17 protein-coding genes are annotated in these 17981 nt (G+C 57.0%); 4 read left to right on the top strand and 13 right to left on the bottom strand.

The window, feature by feature from the left end:
- The first annotated feature begins 52 nt into the window (after positions 1-52).
- Complete coding sequence (locus AC2A6O_RS25125) at positions 53-529, top strand: hypothetical protein (RefSeq protein WP_148586848.1); 477 nt, start codon at positions 53-55, stop codon at positions 527-529.
- A gap of 99 nt (positions 530-628) precedes the next feature.
- On the top strand, positions 629-1063 hold the full coding sequence (locus tag AC2A6O_RS25120; RefSeq protein ID WP_498931172.1) for a hypothetical protein: 435 nt from the start codon (positions 629-631) through the stop codon (positions 1061-1063).
- A gap of 18 nt (positions 1064-1081) precedes the next feature.
- On the opposite strand, the gene AC2A6O_RS25115 is transcribed toward AC2A6O_RS25120, so the two are convergent.
- The 10 genes from AC2A6O_RS25115 to AC2A6O_RS25070 all read right to left on the bottom strand — a co-directional run bounded on the left by AC2A6O_RS25115 (position 1082) and on the right by AC2A6O_RS25070 (position 9883).
- Positions 1082-1534: a type II toxin-antitoxin system RatA family toxin gene (locus AC2A6O_RS25115; RefSeq protein WP_498931170.1), complete on the bottom strand. Its 453-nt coding sequence runs from the start codon at positions 1532-1534 to the stop codon at positions 1082-1084.
- A 29-nt stretch (positions 1535-1563) separates the two neighbouring features.
- Positions 1564-2538: a lipoyl synthase gene (gene lipA, locus AC2A6O_RS25110; protein WP_148586845.1), complete on the bottom strand. Its 975-nt coding sequence runs from the start codon at positions 2536-2538 to the stop codon at positions 1564-1566.
- A 56-nt stretch (positions 2539-2594) separates the two neighbouring features.
- Positions 2595-3014: an acyl-CoA thioesterase gene (locus AC2A6O_RS25105; RefSeq protein ID WP_148586844.1), complete on the bottom strand. Its 420-nt coding sequence runs from the start codon at positions 3012-3014 to the stop codon at positions 2595-2597.
- Between the two features lie 306 nt (positions 3015-3320).
- A complete protein-coding gene (locus tag AC2A6O_RS25100) occupies positions 3321-3560 on the bottom strand; it encodes a GlsB/YeaQ/YmgE family stress response membrane protein (protein ID WP_148586842.1) in 240 nt (79 codons plus the stop codon).
- A 32-nt stretch (positions 3561-3592) separates the two neighbouring features.
- Positions 3593-3841, bottom strand: coding sequence for a GlsB/YeaQ/YmgE family stress response membrane protein (locus AC2A6O_RS25095; protein ID WP_148586841.1), 249 nt, complete (start codon positions 3839-3841; stop codon positions 3593-3595).
- A gap of 191 nt (positions 3842-4032) precedes the next feature.
- Positions 4033-5481, bottom strand: a complete 1449-nt coding sequence (lpdA, locus tag AC2A6O_RS25090) for a dihydrolipoyl dehydrogenase (protein WP_498931167.1) — start codon at positions 5479-5481, stop codon at positions 4033-4035.
- A gap of 72 nt (positions 5482-5553) precedes the next feature.
- Positions 5554-6855: a pyruvate dehydrogenase complex dihydrolipoamide acetyltransferase gene (locus AC2A6O_RS25085; RefSeq protein ID WP_498931245.1), complete on the bottom strand. Its 1302-nt coding sequence runs from the start codon at positions 6853-6855 to the stop codon at positions 5554-5556.
- A 55-nt stretch (positions 6856-6910) separates the two neighbouring features.
- Positions 6911-8302 (bottom strand): pyruvate dehydrogenase complex E1 component subunit beta, encoded by a 1392-nt coding sequence (locus tag AC2A6O_RS25080; RefSeq protein ID WP_148586838.1) that lies wholly within the window; start codon positions 8300-8302, stop codon positions 6911-6913.
- A gap of 14 nt (positions 8303-8316) precedes the next feature.
- A complete protein-coding gene (gene pdhA, locus AC2A6O_RS25075; RefSeq protein WP_148586837.1) occupies positions 8317-9366 on the bottom strand; it encodes a pyruvate dehydrogenase (acetyl-transferring) E1 component subunit alpha in 1050 nt (349 codons plus the stop codon).
- A gap of 175 nt (positions 9367-9541) precedes the next feature.
- Complete coding sequence (locus tag AC2A6O_RS25070; protein ID WP_286192758.1) at positions 9542-9883, bottom strand: FtsB family cell division protein; 342 nt, start codon at positions 9881-9883, stop codon at positions 9542-9544.
- 126 nt (positions 9884-10009) lie between these two features.
- Here AC2A6O_RS25070 and AC2A6O_RS25065 point away from each other — a divergent pair, with 126 nt between their 5' ends.
- Positions 10010-10666, top strand: coding sequence for a protein-L-isoaspartate(D-aspartate) O-methyltransferase (locus tag AC2A6O_RS25065; protein ID WP_498931164.1), 657 nt, complete (start codon positions 10010-10012; stop codon positions 10664-10666).
- A gap of 195 nt (positions 10667-10861) precedes the next feature.
- Here the strand turns inward: AC2A6O_RS25065 and mfd are convergent, their stop codons facing one another.
- Positions 10862-14347, bottom strand: a complete 3486-nt coding sequence (mfd, locus tag AC2A6O_RS25060) for a transcription-repair coupling factor (protein ID WP_498931162.1) — start codon at positions 14345-14347, stop codon at positions 10862-10864.
- 17 nt (positions 14348-14364) lie between these two features.
- Positions 14365-14673, bottom strand: a complete 309-nt coding sequence (locus AC2A6O_RS25055) for an FAD assembly factor SdhE (protein WP_498931243.1) — start codon at positions 14671-14673, stop codon at positions 14365-14367.
- Positions 14674-14911: 238 nt separating this feature from the next.
- On the opposite strand from AC2A6O_RS25055, the gene recG reads away from it, so the two are divergent.
- Positions 14912-17014 carry an ATP-dependent DNA helicase RecG gene (recG, locus tag AC2A6O_RS25050; protein WP_498931160.1) on the top strand — a complete coding sequence of 701 codons (2103 nt, stop codon included), beginning with the start codon at positions 14912-14914 and terminating at the stop codon, positions 17012-17014.
- A gap of 168 nt (positions 17015-17182) precedes the next feature.
- Here recG and AC2A6O_RS25045 read toward each other — a convergent pair whose 3' ends face one another.
- Entirely contained in the window at positions 17183-17920 is a 738-nt protein-coding gene (locus AC2A6O_RS25045; protein ID WP_498931158.1) for a DUF502 domain-containing protein, read from the bottom strand.
- Positions 17921-17981 lie beyond the last annotated feature (61 nt).

Here is a 17981-nt window from a genome sequence, read left to right as displayed (position 1 = left end):
CCTCAAGCAGGAACAAACGCGCGAAATAAATGCGCGGTAAAGGAAACGGGATATGTCAATCCAGCGTGCGCTTCTTGCAGGAGGTACCTTTGTCCTTGCTTGCGCAAACGCACAGGCGGGCAGCATGACGCCAAAGCCGGGCGACACCTACATTATTTCGCGCGACAGCAACAAGCTTTTCCGCGGATCGCACCGTATCTATGACCGGATGGCGGACGGACTTGTGCAAGTTCAGTATTGCGGCAGATCCTACTGGGTGCGCTATGCAACCGTTGCCTGGACGCAATTGGAAGTGCAGCAGGACTACGAAGTTCGCGTGGAGTTCAACCGGGGCAAGGGTTGGCGCCCTATATGCGACCATCCTGAAGAACAGGTGACGCTGGAAGACCTTGGCGTGGAGGATGACCCGCGGCTTGTCGTTCAGAACGACGGGACCACCTTGAAACGGGTGAACCGTTTTTCCGTCATTCGCGAAGCCTTCAAAACAACAGGCGGCGACACCGCTGCCAAGACGTATCACCGCAACTGATAAAAGCCGGCACCAGGCCAGTAAGGCTCGGGTAAGCTGGTCAGCTTAGACTTTCAACAACAACAAGGTGACGAAACGCAAACGAAAAAGGACCTGGACATGAAACGCGCCCTCGCGTTCTTCGCAACTCTGATCGCTGCCGGTAGCACGTTTGCCGGCAATGCATACGCTCAGAGTGACTTCTATATCCGGTCCCAATACTCAAATGGCACGTTCACCGGTTTTCATGAAATCCTGACAAAACCCAAAGAAGGCTACTACAAGGCCCGCTATTGCGACCGCACCTTCTGGGTATCCTCCAACACGGTCATCTGGACGGAGGAAGAAGCTGCTGCAGGCAGGGATCTTGTTGTGGAAGAGAACGTCGGCTCCAGCCGCATGCCCGTATGCACCGACTACACTTCCTTCGCAACGCTGGATAGTCTTGGACTGAAGAAGAAGGAAATCGAAAAGATCCGCCGCGAGGCACAACCGCTCGACATGCAATCGAGCCGCATACGCATCATTCGCGACGCCTTCAAGCAATTCAAGTAAAACGACCAGACGCCGATATCAGGTGCCGTAAACCTGATCAGCTCGGGCTTCAAAGGCGCTCGAAAACTTCCTGAACGCCTTCTCGAACATGACACCCATGAGAGAGCCGAGCGTTCTGCTGCGAAATTCATATGAAATATAGAAACCGACGGTGCAGGTCCCCTCGCCTTCGTCCTCGAAGGTCCACCTGTTTTCCAGGTGCTTGAACGGCCCATCCAGATATTCCACCAAAATTGTCTGCTCATGTGGGCGCAGTTCAACGCGACTGGTGAAGGTTTCCTTGAACAGCTTGTAGGCAACCGTCATGTCGGCCACCAGAACCGTCCGTCCGCCATCCAGTTCCTTACGGCCACGGACCTGTAGATCCTGGCAAAGCGGAACGAATTCGGGATAGTGCTCCACGTCGGCAACAAGGCGGAACATTTCGTCCGCCTTGTGGTTGACCTTTTGGTCGGATGAAAAACTGGGCATACGGTGTCCAGTGTCCTGTTGCTTTGGCGTTAGTGGCCGAGCTTGGCTTTACGAGCTGCACGAAGATCTGCGAAATCTTCACCAGCGTGGTGTGAAGACCGCGTCAACGGGCTGGCCGACACCTTCAGAAAGCCTTTTGCATACGCAATGCGTTCATAGCCCTTGAATTCCTCCGGTGTCACAAAGGACACGACCGGATGGTGCTTCTTCGAAGGCTGCAAATATTGCCCGACTGTCAGGAAATCGACATCGGCGGCTCTCAGGTCATCCATCAACTGCAGAACTTCGTTCCGGACTTCACCGAGACCGACCATAATGCCCGACTTGGTGAACATCTCCGGGTCCAGTTCCTTGACCTTCTGAAGAAGGCGGATCGAATGGAAGTACCGGGCCCCGGGACGTACTGTCAGATATTTCGACGGCACGGTTTCGAGATTGTGATTGAAGACATCGGGTTTTGCCTCAACGACAATCTCCAGAGCACCGTCCTTGCGCAGGAAATCAGGGGTCAGAACCTCAATAGTGGTCGATGGCGCAGTCTTGCGAATGGCGGTGATCACATCGGCAAAATGCCGGGCGCCGCCATCGTCCAGATCATCCCTGTCGACAGAGGTGATCACCACATGCTCAAGTCCCATGGCGGCAACCGCATCCGCAACGCCTTGCGCTTCCTTGGGGTCGACCGGGCCAGGCATGCCGGTGCGCACATTACAGAAAGCGCAGGCACGCGTGCAGGTGTCCCCGAGGATCATGAAACTGGCGTGTTTTTTAGACCAGCATTCACCGATGTTCGGGCAACCCGCCTCTTCACAGACCGTGACAAGATTGTTCTCGCGCACGACGTTCTGCGTTTCGCGATAAACCGGAGACGTAGGCGCCTTGACTCGGATCCATTGTGGCTTGCGCTGGATCGGATTGTCCGGACGGTGAGCTTTCTCCGGATGGCGCGGGCGCGCTTCGGATTGCTGCTGCGGGCGATTAAGCGTGTCGACGATCGTAACCATGGGCCTTAAGTGTCGTTATTCCGGTGAAAGGTCAAGACGGATTAGTGTTGAGCCAGCTATGTGCTTAACGCAGGCCCGGTCAGTTCCTGTAGTCGTTTCCTTGCGTGTTCCGAAAGCGGCTGAGACTTGCGCGTGCTCTCGTTCATCTGGACGATTACCGTGACAGCCTGTGCCACCGCCCTGCCATCCTGAAATACCTTCTGGAACAACTTGAACGAGCTGCGTCCTACGTCAAGCACTGCGGTTCCGATCTCTACATCGCCCGGCCAATTGACCTCCGCCAGGAAGTCCAGTTCCAACCGCGCGATCACGAAAGCTGCGCCATCGTCTGCCAGTGCGTCATTGTAGAGCAGCTCGACACGGCCGGTTTCCAAAAACGTGGCGAAAACGGCGTTGTTGACGTGTCCCTGCCGGTCCGTATCTCCGTAACGAAGCTTGTCGGCTGCCCGAAGCGGGAATTGGTCTGGTGACGCCATTCGTCAATTCGCTTCCGATTGCCCCAAAGGCTCATCGGAGGAAGATGACCCGGGAAATCTGGTTCTGATGCGCTTGTACAAATCCACGATAGGCAGAAGACAAAAAATGACGATAAACGATAGTTCAATACCAACAGTAATAGCGCCCACAACAAGGACTATTGCGGCAGGTACCAAAAATAAACGGCTAAAAATCGTATTACGGAAAATTGCTCCGTAGAAAATTAGAAAAAGATATATTGAAACTTCAATTCCCTGACCCGTCATCCAATAAACTCCTGTCCTCGCCGGCTCATTCCCATCAGGTCACCGAAACATCTTCTTCCAGATGAACAGGAACAGGATCGAGCCTAGAACGGCGATGATCAGCCGATCGAGAATCCCGCCTGTCACGTGCAGATTGAAGAGATGCGCCAGCTCACCACCGACAAGCGCCCCGACAAGGCCGACGACAAGACTGCCGAGAAAACCACCGCGGCTGTTCAGCACACGGTGAGCAACGGCGCCCGCAATCAGGCCGATGATGATTGTGATGATCCACCCCATCGCGGGCTCCTATTTTCCGAAAGTTCGTTTCCTCAAGAGAGCAAACGCGCCAGAAGAACAACGACAATCGCTCCAACGGCGGCCACGACGATTTCATTGACGTAGGCGTTGCCGAGATTGACGTTGATACCCGCGAGCTTGAACAGGAAACCACCGACAAACGCTCCGATAAGACCGCTGATGAGATAACGGATCAAACCACCGCCGCCAACGACAATGCTTGCCAGCCAGCCAGCGATAATGCCGATTGCGACCCAGATCAGAATTGCTTTTACATCCATGAATGACGGCTCCTTTCAGCCTTTTCCCAGATAGCCTCACGTTACCCTTTTCAGGAATGGCGTCCAGCATTGTTGTCTTGATTGGCCTTTAGGGTGTGGACCCTAGGCCTGCCCAACGCCGTTGACTGTTTTCTGATTTCAGGAGCAGCACAAGAGGGTCGGCCCCGGTACATTTCCGGGGCCGACAGGGATCAGGCGTTCAGCACCTTGCCGTATGCATCAAGCACGGATTCCTTCATCATTTCCGACAAGGTCGGATGTGGGAAGATCGTGTGCATCAGCTCTTCTTCGGTCGTCTCAAGGTTCATGGCGACAACGAAGCCCTGGATGAGTTCGGTTACTTCGGCACCGCACATATGTGCGCCGAGAAGTTCCCCGGTCTTCTTGTCGAAGATGACCTTGATCATTCCATTGTCTTCGCCGAGCGCAATTGCCTTGCCGTTGGCGTTGAACATGTAACGGCCGACACGGATTTCACGGCCCTGCTCCTTGGCTTTCGCTTCGGTCTGACCGACGGAGGCAACCTGAGGATTGCAGTAGGTACAGCCCGGAATCTTGCGGTGATCCATCGCATGAACACCCGGAACAGCCGCGATCTTCTCGATACAGATCACACCTTCATGTTCGGCCTTGTGGGCCAGCATCGGCGGGCCGGCGACATCGCCAATGGCGTAGATGCCCGGAACATTGGTGCGCCCATACTCGTCGATGACGACACAGCCACGATCCGTCTTTACGCCAAGTGCCTCAAGACCAATATTTTCGATATTGCCCTGAACGCCGACAGCGGAAATCAGATGGTCTGCCGTAATCTGGCTGACCTTGCCGTCCTTGGTCTCGACATGAGCGGTAACCGAATTTGCCGCCTTGTCGACTTTAGTCACCTTGGCTTCCGTAATGATCTTAAGGCCGCGTTTCTCAAGAGCCTTGCGAGCGAACTTCGAGATTTCCTCGTCCTCAACCGGCATCACGTTGGCCATCAGTTCGACAACAGTGACGTCAACTCCCATGGAGCGGTAGAAGGACGCGAACTCGATGCCGATAGCGCCGGAGCCCATGACGACAAGCGACTTCGGCATCTTGGCGGGCTTCATGGCTTCGAAATAGGTCCATATCAGCTTGCCATCCGGTTCGATGCCCGGCAGAGAACGCGGACGGGCGCCGGTCGCCACGATGATATGCTTGGCCGTATAGGTGCCTTCGCCCTTCACGCCTTTCGGAACCGGATTCTGCGGCTCGACAACAGGCTTGGACGATTTTCCGACTTTGACTTCGCCGGGTTTGGTGAGCTTGGCTTCCCCCCAGATCACATCGATCTTGTTCTTCTTCATGAGGAAACCGACGCCACCATTCAGCCGTGCGGACACGCCGCGCGAACGCGCAACGACATCCTTGACGTCGGCCTTCATGGTGCCGTCCAATGTCAGGCCGAAACTCTTGGCATGGTTGGCATGGTCAAGGATTTCCGCAGAGCGCAGCAGAGCCTTCGTCGGAATGCAGCCCCAGTTGAGGCAGATGCCTCCCAGGTGCTCACGCTCGACGATCGCGGTCTTGAAGCCCAACTGGGCGGAACGGATAGCGGTTACGTAACCACCCGGCCCGGAGCCGATGATGATCACGTCGTAATTGGTATCAGCCATGGTGTTGTTCCCCGGCGATTGATGTCATCGATTGAAAACGGCGCGGAGTTGCCCCCGCGCCGCAGATGAGGCTTAGACAAGCATGCTCATCGGATTTTCGATGTAGCCTTTGAAGGCGGCCAGCAGTTCGGCACCAAGAGCGCCGTCCACACAACGGTGATCGGTCGAGAGCGTGACGCTCATCACCATGGCAACCGCCAGTTCACCGTCCTTGACCACGGGCCTTTTTTCGCCAGCGCCAACGGCCAGAATGGTCGCGTGCGGCGGATTGACGACGGCCGAGAAATTCTTCACGCCCATCATGCCCATGTTGGAGACCGCTGTTGTGCCTCCCTGGTACTCTTCCGGCTTCAGCTTCCGCTCTTTCGCCCGCTTGCCATAATCCTTCATTTCGTTGGAAATAACGGAAAGCGGCTTTTCTTCAGCTCTGCGAATGATCGGCGTGATCAGACCACCAGGAATGGAGACAGCGACACCGACATCGGCATGCTTGTGCATGACCATGTTGTCGTCGGTCCAGGAGACGTTCGCATCCGGAACATCACGAAGGGCAAGAGCCAGAGCCTTGATGGTCATGTCGTTTACAGACAGCTTGTAGGCCGGCTTGCCGTCCTTGTCCTTCGCGGCCGCTTCGTTGAGTTGCGCGCGAAGCGCCAACAAAGCATCAAGTTCACAGTCCACGGTCACATAGAAGTGCGGAATGGTCTGCTTGGACTCTGTAAGCCGCTTGGCAATGGTCTTGCGCATGCCGTCATGCGGCACGAGTTCGTAGCTGTCCTTGTCGAACAGTTTCAGAACCTGCTCCGCGGACGGTCCGGTTGCCGGTGCAGATGCTGCGGCAGCCGCCTTGGGAGCTTCAGCAGCAGCAGCCGACTTGCCTGTACCAGCTTTAAGAGCTGCCTCGATATCTCGCTTCACGATGCGGCCATGAGGACCGGAACCGGAGAGCGCTTTCAGATCGAGATCGTTCTGCTTGGCAAGGCGCCGGGCAAGTGGCGACGAGAAAATACGGTCGCCATCGGCGTTTTTCGGAGCCGGAACCGGATCCGTCGCGGCCTTGGCCCCAACTTCGATAGCCGGCGAACTTTCCGGCACGGCTGGCACCTTTTCGCCACCGGACTTTTCTGCCGGAGCAGACCCACCCGAGGTGTCGATGGCACTGGCGTCTTCACCGTCTTCCAGAAGAACGGCGATCAGCTCATTGACCTTCACGCCCGCGGTTCCCGCAGGCACGACGATCTTGCCGACCGTTCCTTCGTCAACCGCTTCCACTTCCATGGTCGCTTTGTCGGTTTCGATCTCGGCGATCACATCGCCAGCCGAAACCTGATCGCCTTCCTTGACCAGCCATTTGGCCAGGTTGCCCTCCTCCATGGTTGGAGAAAGGGCCGGCATGGTAATATTGATTGGCATGTCCGTCTCCCTGGCCTCAGGCGGTATAGGTTACGGCTTTAACCGCATCGATGACTTCGCCAACGTTCGGCAGAGCCAGCTTTTCCAAGTTTGCGGCGTAAGGCATAGGAACGTCCTTGCCGGTCACCCGAAGAATCGGCGCATCGAGATAGTCGAACGCTTTTTCCTGCACCTGGTAGGCGATTTCCGAAGATACCGAGCACATCGGGAAGGCTTCTTCGATCGTCACGATACGGCCCGTCTTGCGGACGGATGCCAACACCGTGTCAATGTCCAACGGCCTGATCGTGCGCAGGTTGATGACTTCGGCGGAGATTCCCATCCCTGCCAACTCATCAGCCGCTTTCATGGTGTAGGTCATGCCGATACCCCAGGAAACCAGCGTCACGTCCGTTCCGCTACGTTCCACCTTGGCCTTGCCGATAGGCAGGACAAAATCGTCCATGTCCGGAATTTCGAACGAATGGCCGTAAAGGATTTCGTTTTCCAGGAAGATGACCGGGTTCGGGTCACGGATGGCCGCCTTCAGAAGGCCCTTTGCGTCCGCTGCCGAATAGGGCTGAATAACCTTCAGGCCAGGAACATGGGCATACCAGGAGGCATAATCCTGCGAGTGCTGGGCCCCAACGCGAGCCGCGGCGCCATTCGGACCGCGGAAAACAATCGGAGCGCCCATCTGTCCACCGGACATGTACAGCGTCTTGGCAGCCGAGTTGATGATCTGGTCAATCGCCTGCATGGCGAAATTGAAGGTCATAAACTCAACGATCGGCTTCAGACCTGCCATCGCGGCGCCAACACCAAGGCCGGCAAAGCCATGTTCGGTGATCGGCGTGTCGATGACGCGTTTGGCAGTAAACTCGTCGAGCAGGCCCTGGGTGATCTTGTAGGCGCCCTGGTATTCGGCAACCTCTTCCCCCATGACGAACACGTCGGGATCGCGGCGCATTTCCTCGGCCATGGCATCGCGCAGAGCTTCGCGCACGGTGGAGGACTTCATTTGCGTGCCTTCCGGAACTTCCGGATCATCAGCAGTCTCCGGAGCAGGCGCTGCCGGTGTTGGTGCGGACGCGACAGCCGGAGCGCTCGAAGCTTCTGCCTGAGCCGGGGCCGGCTTATCTGCAGCAGGTGCATCCCCGCCGGAGTCCATGGCACTGGCGTCTTCGCCTTCGGCCAACAGAATCGCGATCTTGGCATTCACCTTGACGTTGTCAGTACCTTCGGCAACCAGGATCTTACCAAGTGTGCCCTCGTCGACCGCTTCAACCTCCATGGTGGCTTTGTCGGTCTCAATTTCGGCGATCACATCGCCTGCGGAAATGGTGTCACCCTCGGCCTTGAGCCACTTGGCGAGCTTGCCTTCTTCCATCGTCGGCGAAAGCGCCGGCATCAAAATGTCAATCGGCATGTTGTCCCCCGGCCTTAGAGCAGAATGTCGGTATAGAGTTCAGACGCATCCGGTTCCGGATCTGTCTGGGCAAATTCGGCGGCTTCCGCGACCCGGGCACGCACTTCCTTGTCGATCCCCTTGAGATCGTCTTCGGAAGCCCATCCATTTTCCATGAGGCGCGCACGCACCTGCTCGATCGGGTCGTGTTCGGTCCGCATCTTCTGGACTTCGTCCTTGGAGCGGTATTTCGCCGGATCCGACATGGAGTGGCCGCGATAGCGGTAGGTGATCATTTCGAGAATGAACGGCCCCTTGCCTTCACGACACCATTCCAGCGCCTCTTCAGAGGCTGCCTTCACGGCGCGCACATCCATACCGTCGACCTGCTTGCCTGGAATGCCGAAGGAGTCTCCACGCTGGGAGAGGTCCGTGGTAGCAGATGCCCGGGCGACGCTGGTGCCCATGCCGTATTTGTTGTTCTCAACGACATAAACGACCGGAAGTTTCCAGAGCTCGGCCATGTTGAAGCTCTCGTAGACCTGGCCCTGGTTGGACGCACCGTCTCCGAAGAAGGCCATCGCCACGTTGCCGTTCTCACGGTACTTGTTGGCAAATCCGAGACCGGTGCCGAGGGACACCTGGGCACCGACGATGCCATGGCCGCCATAGAAATGTTTCTCCTTGGAGAACATGTGCATGGAGCCGCCCTTGCCTTTCGACAAGCCGCCGCGACGACCGGTCAATTCCGCCATCACGCCTTTCGGATCAAGGTCCATCGCCAGCATGTGGCCGTGGTCCCGGTAACCGGTGATCATCTGATCGCCGTCTTTCTTGGCCATCTGCATACCGACGACGACAGCTTCCTGTCCGATATACAAATGACAAAATCCACCGATGAGGCCCATACCGTACAATTGTCCGGCTTTTTCCTCAAAACGGCGGATGAGAAGCATTTCGCGGTAAGCGTGTAGTTCTTCGTCCTTATCGAACTTGGCGATCGCAGGCTGCGCCTTCTTGGCGGAGCTGCGTGTCCGGCTAGTGCTCTTGGAGCTGGCGGAAGTAGTTTTTCTTGCTGTGGCCATAACCCTCATCTCGGCGTGACGTTTCCCCTAAGATAGGTAGGAGCAACTTATCCGGTTGGGTCTGTCAATCCAATCCACATATCTCGCACTGCAGCAATTGAGATAGGATGATGATTTTTATAGAGAATACCCTGATTAACCGATTTATTGTTAATTATCTAAAATCAACCAAAAGTCAGTTAACACCGTAACGGTGCCCGGGCCGCAGCACTACCAACTCGTAAGGATGGACCAAATTCAGATTAAGCCTCGCACGCTCATCCAGCATATCCGGATCGAGGCTCTCCGGCCGAAGAAGACTGACCTTGGCAACCAGTTCCTGACGTTGTGCGGTCAGGTCGGCCAATTCCGTTTCAAGCTCCGACACCTGACGCTCGATCATGGCTCGGCCAACCATGCCGAGTTCGCCACTCATGGCATGAAAGCCAAAATAACCAAGCGCCGCAATAGCGATTGCGGGCGTGATCAATCGGCGGAGAAAGGATTGTTTTCGCTGACGGGTAGCTGCTCGGGGCACTCTTTGGACCTTAACGCTGATACAATGGCCTCTTGGTCTGCCCACTATGCGGACTTAGGTTTAATAGAGTCTTGATACCGACCATCAAATGCACGGTAAATTTGTACCGGGCAGGAGCAGTCTTTTATGGATCAATTCGCGTCTGCCCGCGCAGAAATGGTCGAACTGCAGTTGCGGGCACGCGGCATTCGTGACGAAAGGGTACTGGCTGCCATGTCCAGTGTCCCTCGTCATCTTTTTGTTCCCCAGGACCAGAAAAGCCGCGCTTATTGGGATCGGCCGCTGTCCATCGGTCATGGTCAGACAATCTCCCAGCCCTACGTGGTCGCTCTCACCTGCGAACTCCTCGAAAGCGCGGAAAACGGCAAGATTCTTGAGGTTGGAGCCGGGTCGGGCTACGCGGCGGCCGTGCTTGCACAGCTGGCGGATCAGGTTGTCACACTTGAACGTTTTCCGGACATTGCCCGGTTGGCACGGGAAAATCTGGAGAAGGCAGGCTGCAGCAATGTTGAGGTCCTTTACACCGACGGCACTCTTGGATGTCCAGCCAAAGCGCCCTTTGATGCAATCGCTGTAGCCGCGGGTGCGCCGATGGTTCCTGATTCTCTGAAAACACAACTCAAAGTAGGAGGAAGACTGGTGATTCCGGTTGGCCAGTCACGGCGGCTGCAAGATTTGTTGAGGGTGCGCCGGATTTCAGAAGCGGCGTTCGAAACAGACACTCACGGCACAGTTTCCTACGTACCGCTGGTCGGCGCGGAAGGCTGGACGGTCGGGGATTGAAGCCCGTTTGACTTGCATCCGCCTTGAGGTCGCCGATTGTGCCCGAACATCATCTCCAAATGTTATTGCAGGCAAGTTGGGAAAATCCGAGTTCTGAGCTGGAACCCAAACATCTGGCTGAATATCGCGAACACCCGAATTACCCAGATGGTCTCGCCTTCAACGTACAACATGCTTTGAATATTGCGCCCCGCTTCAGGCAGCCGCTAACCGCGCCAGCTTGGTCAGCACCGTTGCAGTGCCTTTCAAACGAGCGTCGGTTTTTTCCCAGTCGCGCGTCAGAACCACCTTTTGATCCGGCCTGATCTTTGCAAGCACTCCCTGTTCGGCAATATAGGAAACCAGCCCTGCAGGATTGGAAAATTCGCTGTTGCGGAACGTGATGACGATTCCCTTCGGACCGGCATCGACCTTTTCGACATTGGCTTTGCGACATAGCCCCTTGATGAACACGATCTTGAGCAGATGCTGCACTTCTTCCGGAAGCGGTCCAAAACGGTCGATCAGTTCCGCACCAAAGGAATCGATTTCCTCAGCCTCGGTAACATCCCCCAGGCGGCGATAGAGCTGAAGGCGTAGCTGCAGGTCGGCGACATAGTCTTCCGGGATGAGCACCGGCGTGCCGATGTTGATCTGTGGCGACCATTGCTCGTCGCCGAAATCCGCTCCGCCATCCTTGAGCTGGGCAACCGCCTCTTCCAGCATCTGCTGATACAGTTCGAAGCCGACTTCCTTGATGTGACCGGATTGTTCTTCGCCAAGCAGGTTCCCTGCCCCGCGAATGTCGAGATCGTGGCTTGCCAGCTGGAAGCCGGCCCCAAGAGTTTCCAGTGACTGAAGCACCTTGAGTCGCCGCTCAGCCGTAGTCGTAAGCGTCTTGTTGGCAGGAACGGTAAAGAGCGCATAGGCACGGGTCTTGGACCGGCCGACACGGCCCCGCAATTGATAGAGCTGCGCAAGTCCGAACATGTCGGCCCTGTGCACGATCAATGTGTTAGCGGTGGGAATATCTAGGCCGGACTCCACGATGGTCGTGGACAGAAGCACGTTATACTTGCCCTCATAGAAGGCATTCATGACGTCTTCCAGCTCGCCCGGCGGCATCTGGCCATGAGCGACCGCCACTTTCAATTCAGGCACCTGATTTTCCAGGAACTCCAGGCGCTCTGCGATATCCGCCAGACGCGGACAGACATAGAAGCTTTGTCCACCGCGATAGTGCTCACGCAGAAGCGCTTCACGAACCACCAGCGGATCGAATGGCGAGACGAAGGTTCGCACCGCTAGCCGGTCCACCGGCGGCGTAGCGATCAGCGACAGTTCACGCACGCCGGTCAGCGCAAGCTGCAATGTCCGTGGGATCGGCGTAGCGGAAAGCGTCAGCACGTGAATGTCAGACTTCAACTCCTTCAGCCGCTCTTTGTGCTTCACGCCGAAATGCTGTTCCTCATCGATGATCAGAAGGCCGAGATCACGGAACTCGATGGACTTGCCGAGCAACGCATGGGTACCGACGACAATATCAACGGACCCGTCGGCAATACCCTTCTTCGTAAGGTTCAGCTGCTTGGTCGGCACCAGGCGGGACGCATGGGCCACGTTGATCGGCAGGCCATGAAAGCGTTCGGCAAAGGTCTTGAAGTGTTGGCGGGCCAAAAGCGTCGTCGGCACCACCACAGCCACCTGCCGACCGGACATGGCGGCAATGAAGGCCGCGCGAAGTGCGACTTCGGTCTTGCCGAAACCAACGTCGCCGCATACCAGCCGGTCCATGGGCCGGCCGGACGAAAGATCCTCGAAAACGGCATCGATGGCCGTCAGCTGATCGTCTGTTTCTTCATAGGGGAACTTTGTTGCGAACTCGTCGTAGACACCGTCCGGCGTTTCCACCACCGGTGCCGTCTTGAGCGCACGCTGCGCCGCCGTCTTGATCAGCCCGTCGGCAATTTCAAGAATACGCTTCTTGAGCTTGGCCTTGCGGGCCTGCCAGGCACCGCCGCCAAGTTTGTCGAGCTGAGCTTCCTGGTCTTCCGACCCGTAACGGGACAGAAGCTCGATGTTTTCGACCGGAAGATAGAGTTTGTCACCACCGGCGTATTGCAGCTCCAGGCAGTCATGCGGCGCGCCGACAGCTTCAATGGTCTTGAGGCCGATGAAACGACCGATACCGTGGTCGACATGGACCACGAGATCGCCTTCCGAAAGGCCCGTCGCTTCGGTAATGACATTGGCGCCTTTTGCCTTGCGGCGCGACTTGCGCACCAGGCGGTCGCCAAGAATGTCCTGCTCGCCAATGAAGACGACGTCTTTGAGCTCGAAGCCGTGCTCGATTCCGAGAATGCACAAAGCGGTCGTTTTTGCGGGAAGACCCTCAATGTCTTTCAGTGTCTCAGCGTTCTTGACGGCCCCAAGACCATGATCTTCCAGGATTTGACCGAGACGGTCCCGCGAGCCTTCCGACCAGCAGGCAATCACCGTACGTTTGCCTTGCTTTTGCAGCTCGCGCACATGGGCAGTCAGCGCATCGAAAATATTGATGTCGCCCGCAGCCCGCTCGGCAGCGAAACTCCGCCCCTGACGCCCGCCAAGCTCGACAATTTTCTTGCCGCTGCCTGGCGGCGGGGTAAAGGGATCAAGTGCAGCGCTTGCCCGATCTGCAACAGCTGCGCGCCACTCCTCTTCAGTGAAATAAAGAGTCGCCGGCTCCACAGGCATGTAGGGAACCGTTCCGGCGCTTGTTCCCATTTCACGCGCTTCCTGGCGCGCGCGATAATATTCGTTGATCTGATCGACCCGTTCACGCACCGCGTCGCCCATGCTGGTGTCGAGAACGACCGGCGCGTCGCCGATGTAATCGAACAGGGTTTCCAGCCGGTCATGGAACAGCGGCAACCAGTGTTCCATGCCCGCATAGCGGCGGCCGTCGCTGATAGATTGATAGAGCACGTCCTCGCGGCTGGCCGCACCAAAATTGGCCAGGTAGGAACGGCGAAAGCGCGAGATGGCTTCCTCTGAAAGGACGACCTCGCTCATGGGAACCAGATCAAGCCGCTTCAGCTGTTTGGAGGTTCGTTGCGTCTCCGCATTGAACGAGCGGATCGATTCCAGCGTATCACCAAAGAAATCGAGCCGTACCGGCTCTTCCTCGCCCGGCGCGAACAGATCGACAATGCCGCCACGCACTGCATATTCACCGGTCTCACGCACCGTCGGGGTTCGCGAAAAGCCGTTCATTTCCAACCAAGTCGAAATCGCCGTCATGTCGACCCGGTTTCCCGGTGCCATGGAGAAAGTCTGATCAGCCATGAACGAACGCTCGGGAACACGCTGTAGAGCCGCGTTGAGTGTCGTCATCAAAACGGTCTTTTTGCCCTCCTTCATGCCACGCGCAAGTTGGCCAAGTGCCAGCAGGCGGCGTGCACTGATGGCCGCATTGGGGGAAACGCGGTCGTATGGCAGGCAGTCCCAGGCGGGTAGTTGAAGGATTTCGACTGTCGGATCGAAAAACTGGAGCGCTTCGCTGACCATGGCCATACGCGTGGCATCGCGGGCGACAAACACCAGGGCAAGGCCCTGCGAACCGGATTCGGCAAGCAGCCTTGCAAGAGCGTAGCTTTCAGCGCCATCCGGAACGCCGGCAAGCGTCACGTTGGCCTGATCCTTCAGCAGGCTGTCAAACACGGCTGGTGTCCTTGTTGTTATTTAACGAACCCGGCCGGACCGGCGGCTTCGTGGTATGCGATGATGCGTCGGTAAAGCGCCCCGTCCCACTCCGGTGGCAAGGGCGTGCGCCCGGTCATCCAGGCGTAAAGATCCTGGTCATACGCGGTCAGCAGGTGTTCGAGTTCGCGAAGCTCTTCATCCGACAGGTTGTCGATCTCGGCATCGGCGAAACCGCCCAACAGAAGGTCCATTTCCTTCATGCCCCGATGCCAGCACCGAAACAGTATTTTCTTGCGCCGGGAATCCCGTTCGCCGCCATTGGGATCGACTTGCGTGCCGGACATTTCGGACATGTGAAACAGACCTGTGTGAAGCTGACCGGCATGCGGCGAAGGCAGATCTGCTTTCACCGGAGCAAACCGGACGGGTGAATTCGTGCCGGTTATATAACGCCAGAGTTCGTGCTTGTCAGCGCCCAGTTCACAGAATGTTCTATTTGTTGCGCAGCACTCCGCCTTCGTGGCAGAACAGGGGCCCTGATGCCTGACGTCCGACCACCTTCCAAAGGTTCAAACGCCGAACATGCGCCCGCCGGTTCTCGATCCCCTGTTTGCCCCGGTCTCGACCCTGCCCGGAATTGGGCCGAAGATCGAGAAACTCGTTTCAGGACTCGTCGGCAGCCAGCCGGACCGCGACGCGACAGTTGCGGACCTGCTCTTTCACATTCCCCATAACCTGATCGATCGGCGCCACCGCCCGGGCATCGCCTATTCGGAAAATGGCGACATCGTCACGCTGGACGTCACCATCGGCAGGCACATGGCACCGCCCCGGCATTCAAAAGCGCCCTACCGGATCAACGCCTTCGACGAGACTGGGCAGATCACCTTCGTGTTCTTTCACCCACGTCGCGATTGGCTGGAAAAAACCTTTCCCGAAGGCGAACGCAGGATCGTTTCCGGCAAGGTCGAATGGTTTAACGAACGCCCCCAGATGGTGCATCCGGACTATTCGCTGAAACCCGAAGAAGCAGAAGAAATGCCGGCAATAGAGCCGGTCTACCCGCTGACTGCCGGACTGGCTTCCAAGACCTTGCAAAAGGCCGTCAAGGCCGCGACTGAGCGCATACCGATCCTTCCGGAATGGCTGAATGAGGCACATCTTCATCAAACAGGCTGGCCAGACTTTGCAGAAGCCCTGAAAACGCTTCACGCTCCACACGAACGAAGCGACATCGAGCCTGCATCCCCTTACATGCAGCGCCTTGCCTATGACGAATTGCTTGCCAGTCAACTTGCCCTTGCCATGGTGCGCGCGCACATGCGCACGCTCGGCGGCATTGCCCGCAGACCAAAGGGAGATTTGCAAAAAACGGTAATTGGGTCTTTGCCGTTTCAATTGACTGGGAGTCAGGCGAAAGCGATAGAAGAAATAAACGAAGACCTCGCCAGGCCTGTACGCATGTTGCGGTTGCTGCAAGGCGATGTCGGCGCCGGAAAGACCGTGGTTGCTCTCGCCGCCCTGGCGCAGGTGATCGAAACCGGTGCCCAAGGGGCGCTGATGGCGCCGACGGAAATCCTCGCCCGCCAGCACTATGCGTCGATGTTGCCGCTTTGCGAAAAAGCTGGCATTCGCCTTGCCCTGATGACCGGAAAGGACAGCCAGAAGGAGCGCCGCATCCGGCAAGAGCAGCTTGACGCTGGAGAGATTGATCTCGTTGTCGGTACGCATGCCCTTTTCCAGGGAACTGTCACGTTCCGAAACCTGGCCATGGTCGTCGTCGACGAACAGCATCGCTTTGGCGTCCATCAGAGGCTCGCCCTGTCTGCCAAGGGCAATGGCGTCGATGTTCTTGTCATGACCGCAACACCGATCCCGCGAACGCTTGTCCTGACCGGCTTCGGCGATATGGATGTCTCGCGCCTGACGGACAAGCCGGCAGGCCGCAAGCCAATCACAACAGTCTCGGTGTCATTGGACCGACTGGACGAAATCATCGGCAGGGTCGGCGCAGCAGTCGGGGACGGCCAGAAGGTCTATTGGGTGTGCCCGTTGGTGGAAGAGTCTGAAAAGATCGACCTAGCCGCTGTCGAAGAGCGACATCGGGTTCTGGAACATGCTCTCAGACAACGGGTTTCGCTGGTCCACGGCCGCATGAACGCCGACGAAAAAGACGCCGCAATGGCAGACTTCAAGTCCGGGGTAACAAAGGTGCTGGTAGCAACCACCGTGATTGAAGTCGGCGTCGATGTGCCAGACGCCACGATCATCGTGATCGAACATGCCGAACGGTTCGGTCTGGCGCAATTGCACCAGTTGCGGGGCCGTGTTGGCCGTGGCGACAAACCGTCCTCCTGCGTTCTGCTTTACAAGGGACCGCTTGGTGAAACGGCGGGCGCCCGGCTCAACATCATGCGCCAGACCAACGACGGTTTCCTGATCGCGGAAGAAGACCTGAAGCTGCGCGGGGGTGGTGAAATTCTGGGCACCCGCCAATCGGGCACTCCGGGTTTTCGAATTGCCCGGGCCGATGAACACGCCGACCTGATGGAAGTCGCCCGTGACGACGCACGGCTGATCCTTGAACTTGATCCCGATCTGAAAACAAAACGCGGCGAAGCTTTGCGGTGCCTGTTGTATCTGTTCGGACGGGACGCGGCCATCAGGCTTCTCCGCGCAGGCTGACCCCACTTCAGAAAGCTGCAAAGCCGATAGGAGCGCTCGACATGATCGCGCGACGGCTATTGATGAGCACATCCTTCGCGCAGCGAACCAAACCAATCCCGCGTCAAACCGCAAAAGCGCCCGCCGCTTCAGCTTAAATCCGGGTGTTACTCAAGGAGGTTGAAACGCTCACGCGTCTTCGGAGGTTCTCACCCGTTCCAGTTGCGCGGGGTCCACGATATCTTCTGCAAGGATCTCAGGGTATTTGGGATTGACCAGGCCAGCCGAGATGACAAGCTTTGCCGCATCCTCGACGCTCATATCCAGCTCAATGACATCTTCTTTGGGCACGAACAGCAGAAAGCCCGACGTCGGGTTTGGCGTTGTCGGCAGAAACACGGAAAGCGTATCGGCCTTGTCCTTCAGCCTGCGTTCCACTTCCCCCTTTGTGTCGGTGGAAATGAACACGATTGCCCAGAGACCGCGGCGCGGATACTCGATGAGCGCCGCCGTTGTAAAGCTGCTACCGCGCTGATCAAGCACCGTCTCAAAAATCTGCTTCAAGCCACTGTAAATATTGCGAACAAGCGGCATTCGACCGACGATTTTTTCGCCAACCGAAAGGAAACTACGACCGAGAAAGTTTGCCGCGAGAAAACCGACGACCGTCAGTACGAAGACTGCAACGATGAGCCCGAAGCCCGGTATCGGAAACGGCAGGTAGGTGTCCGGGTTGTATAACTTGGGCACAAATGGCTTGACCCAACCATCAACCCATTTGATGAAAGTCCAGGTCAGCCACAGGGTGATGCCGATAGGGCCGGCAATGACCAGCCCCGTCAGGAAGTAGTTGCGAAGACGGGTTGTCGAACGCGACCGATGGCCTATCTTGTTGGCTTCTTCTGTTTTATGTTTGTGTCGGCTCATGGGTTAAACCCGAAACTTCCCTGTGTATGCTCGTCTTTTCAAGTGATCCGCACTTAGATAA

The sequence above is a fragment of the Labrenzia sp. ATLA3 genome, from assembly GCF_057180185.1.
Note: the sequence above shows the minus strand (reverse complement) of the source record. Positions and strands in the feature narration are given on the sequence as shown.

Excerpts from the sequence above, each read along its gene's own strand:
- AC2A6O_RS25125 (WP_148586848.1), top strand. The coding sequence starts at position 53 with ATGTCAATCCAGCGTGCGCTTCTTGCAGGAGGTACCTTTGTCCTTGCT.
- AC2A6O_RS25120 (WP_498931172.1), top strand. The coding sequence starts at position 629 with ATGAAACGCGCCCTCGCGTTCTTCGCAACTCTGATCGCTGCCGGTAGC.
- AC2A6O_RS25115 (WP_498931170.1), bottom strand. The coding sequence starts at position 1,534 with ATGCCCAGTTTTTCATCCGACCAAAAGGTCAACCACAAGGCGGACGAA.
- lipA (WP_148586845.1), bottom strand. The coding sequence starts at position 2,538 with ATGGTTACGATCGTCGACACGCTTAATCGCCCGCAGCAGCAATCCGAA.
- AC2A6O_RS25105 (WP_148586844.1), bottom strand. The coding sequence starts at position 3,014 with ATGGCGTCACCAGACCAATTCCCGCTTCGGGCAGCCGACAAGCTTCGT.
- AC2A6O_RS25100 (WP_148586842.1), bottom strand. The coding sequence starts at position 3,560 with ATGGGGTGGATCATCACAATCATCATCGGCCTGATTGCGGGCGCCGTT.
- AC2A6O_RS25095 (WP_148586841.1), bottom strand. The coding sequence starts at position 3,841 with ATGGATGTAAAAGCAATTCTGATCTGGGTCGCAATCGGCATTATCGCT.
- lpdA (WP_498931167.1), bottom strand. The coding sequence starts at position 5,481 with ATGGCTGATACCAATTACGACGTGATCATCATCGGCTCCGGGCCGGGT.
- AC2A6O_RS25085 (WP_498931245.1), bottom strand. The coding sequence starts at position 6,855 with ATGGAGGAGGGCAACCTGGCCAAATGGCTGGTCAAGGAAGGCGATCAG.
- AC2A6O_RS25080 (WP_148586838.1), bottom strand. The coding sequence starts at position 8,302 with ATGCCGATTGACATTTTGATGCCGGCGCTTTCGCCGACGATGGAAGAA.
- pdhA (WP_148586837.1), bottom strand. The coding sequence starts at position 9,366 with ATGGCCACAGCAAGAAAAACTACTTCCGCCAGCTCCAAGAGCACTAGC.
- AC2A6O_RS25065 (WP_498931164.1), top strand. The coding sequence starts at position 10,010 with ATGGATCAATTCGCGTCTGCCCGCGCAGAAATGGTCGAACTGCAGTTG.
- AC2A6O_RS25055 (WP_498931243.1), bottom strand. The coding sequence starts at position 14,673 with ATGTCCGGCACGCAAGTCGATCCCAATGGCGGCGAACGGGATTCCCGG.
- recG (WP_498931160.1), top strand. The coding sequence starts at position 14,912 with ATGCGCCCGCCGGTTCTCGATCCCCTGTTTGCCCCGGTCTCGACCCTG.
- AC2A6O_RS25045 (WP_498931158.1), bottom strand. The coding sequence starts at position 17,920 with ATGAGCCGACACAAACATAAAACAGAAGAAGCCAACAAGATAGGCCAT.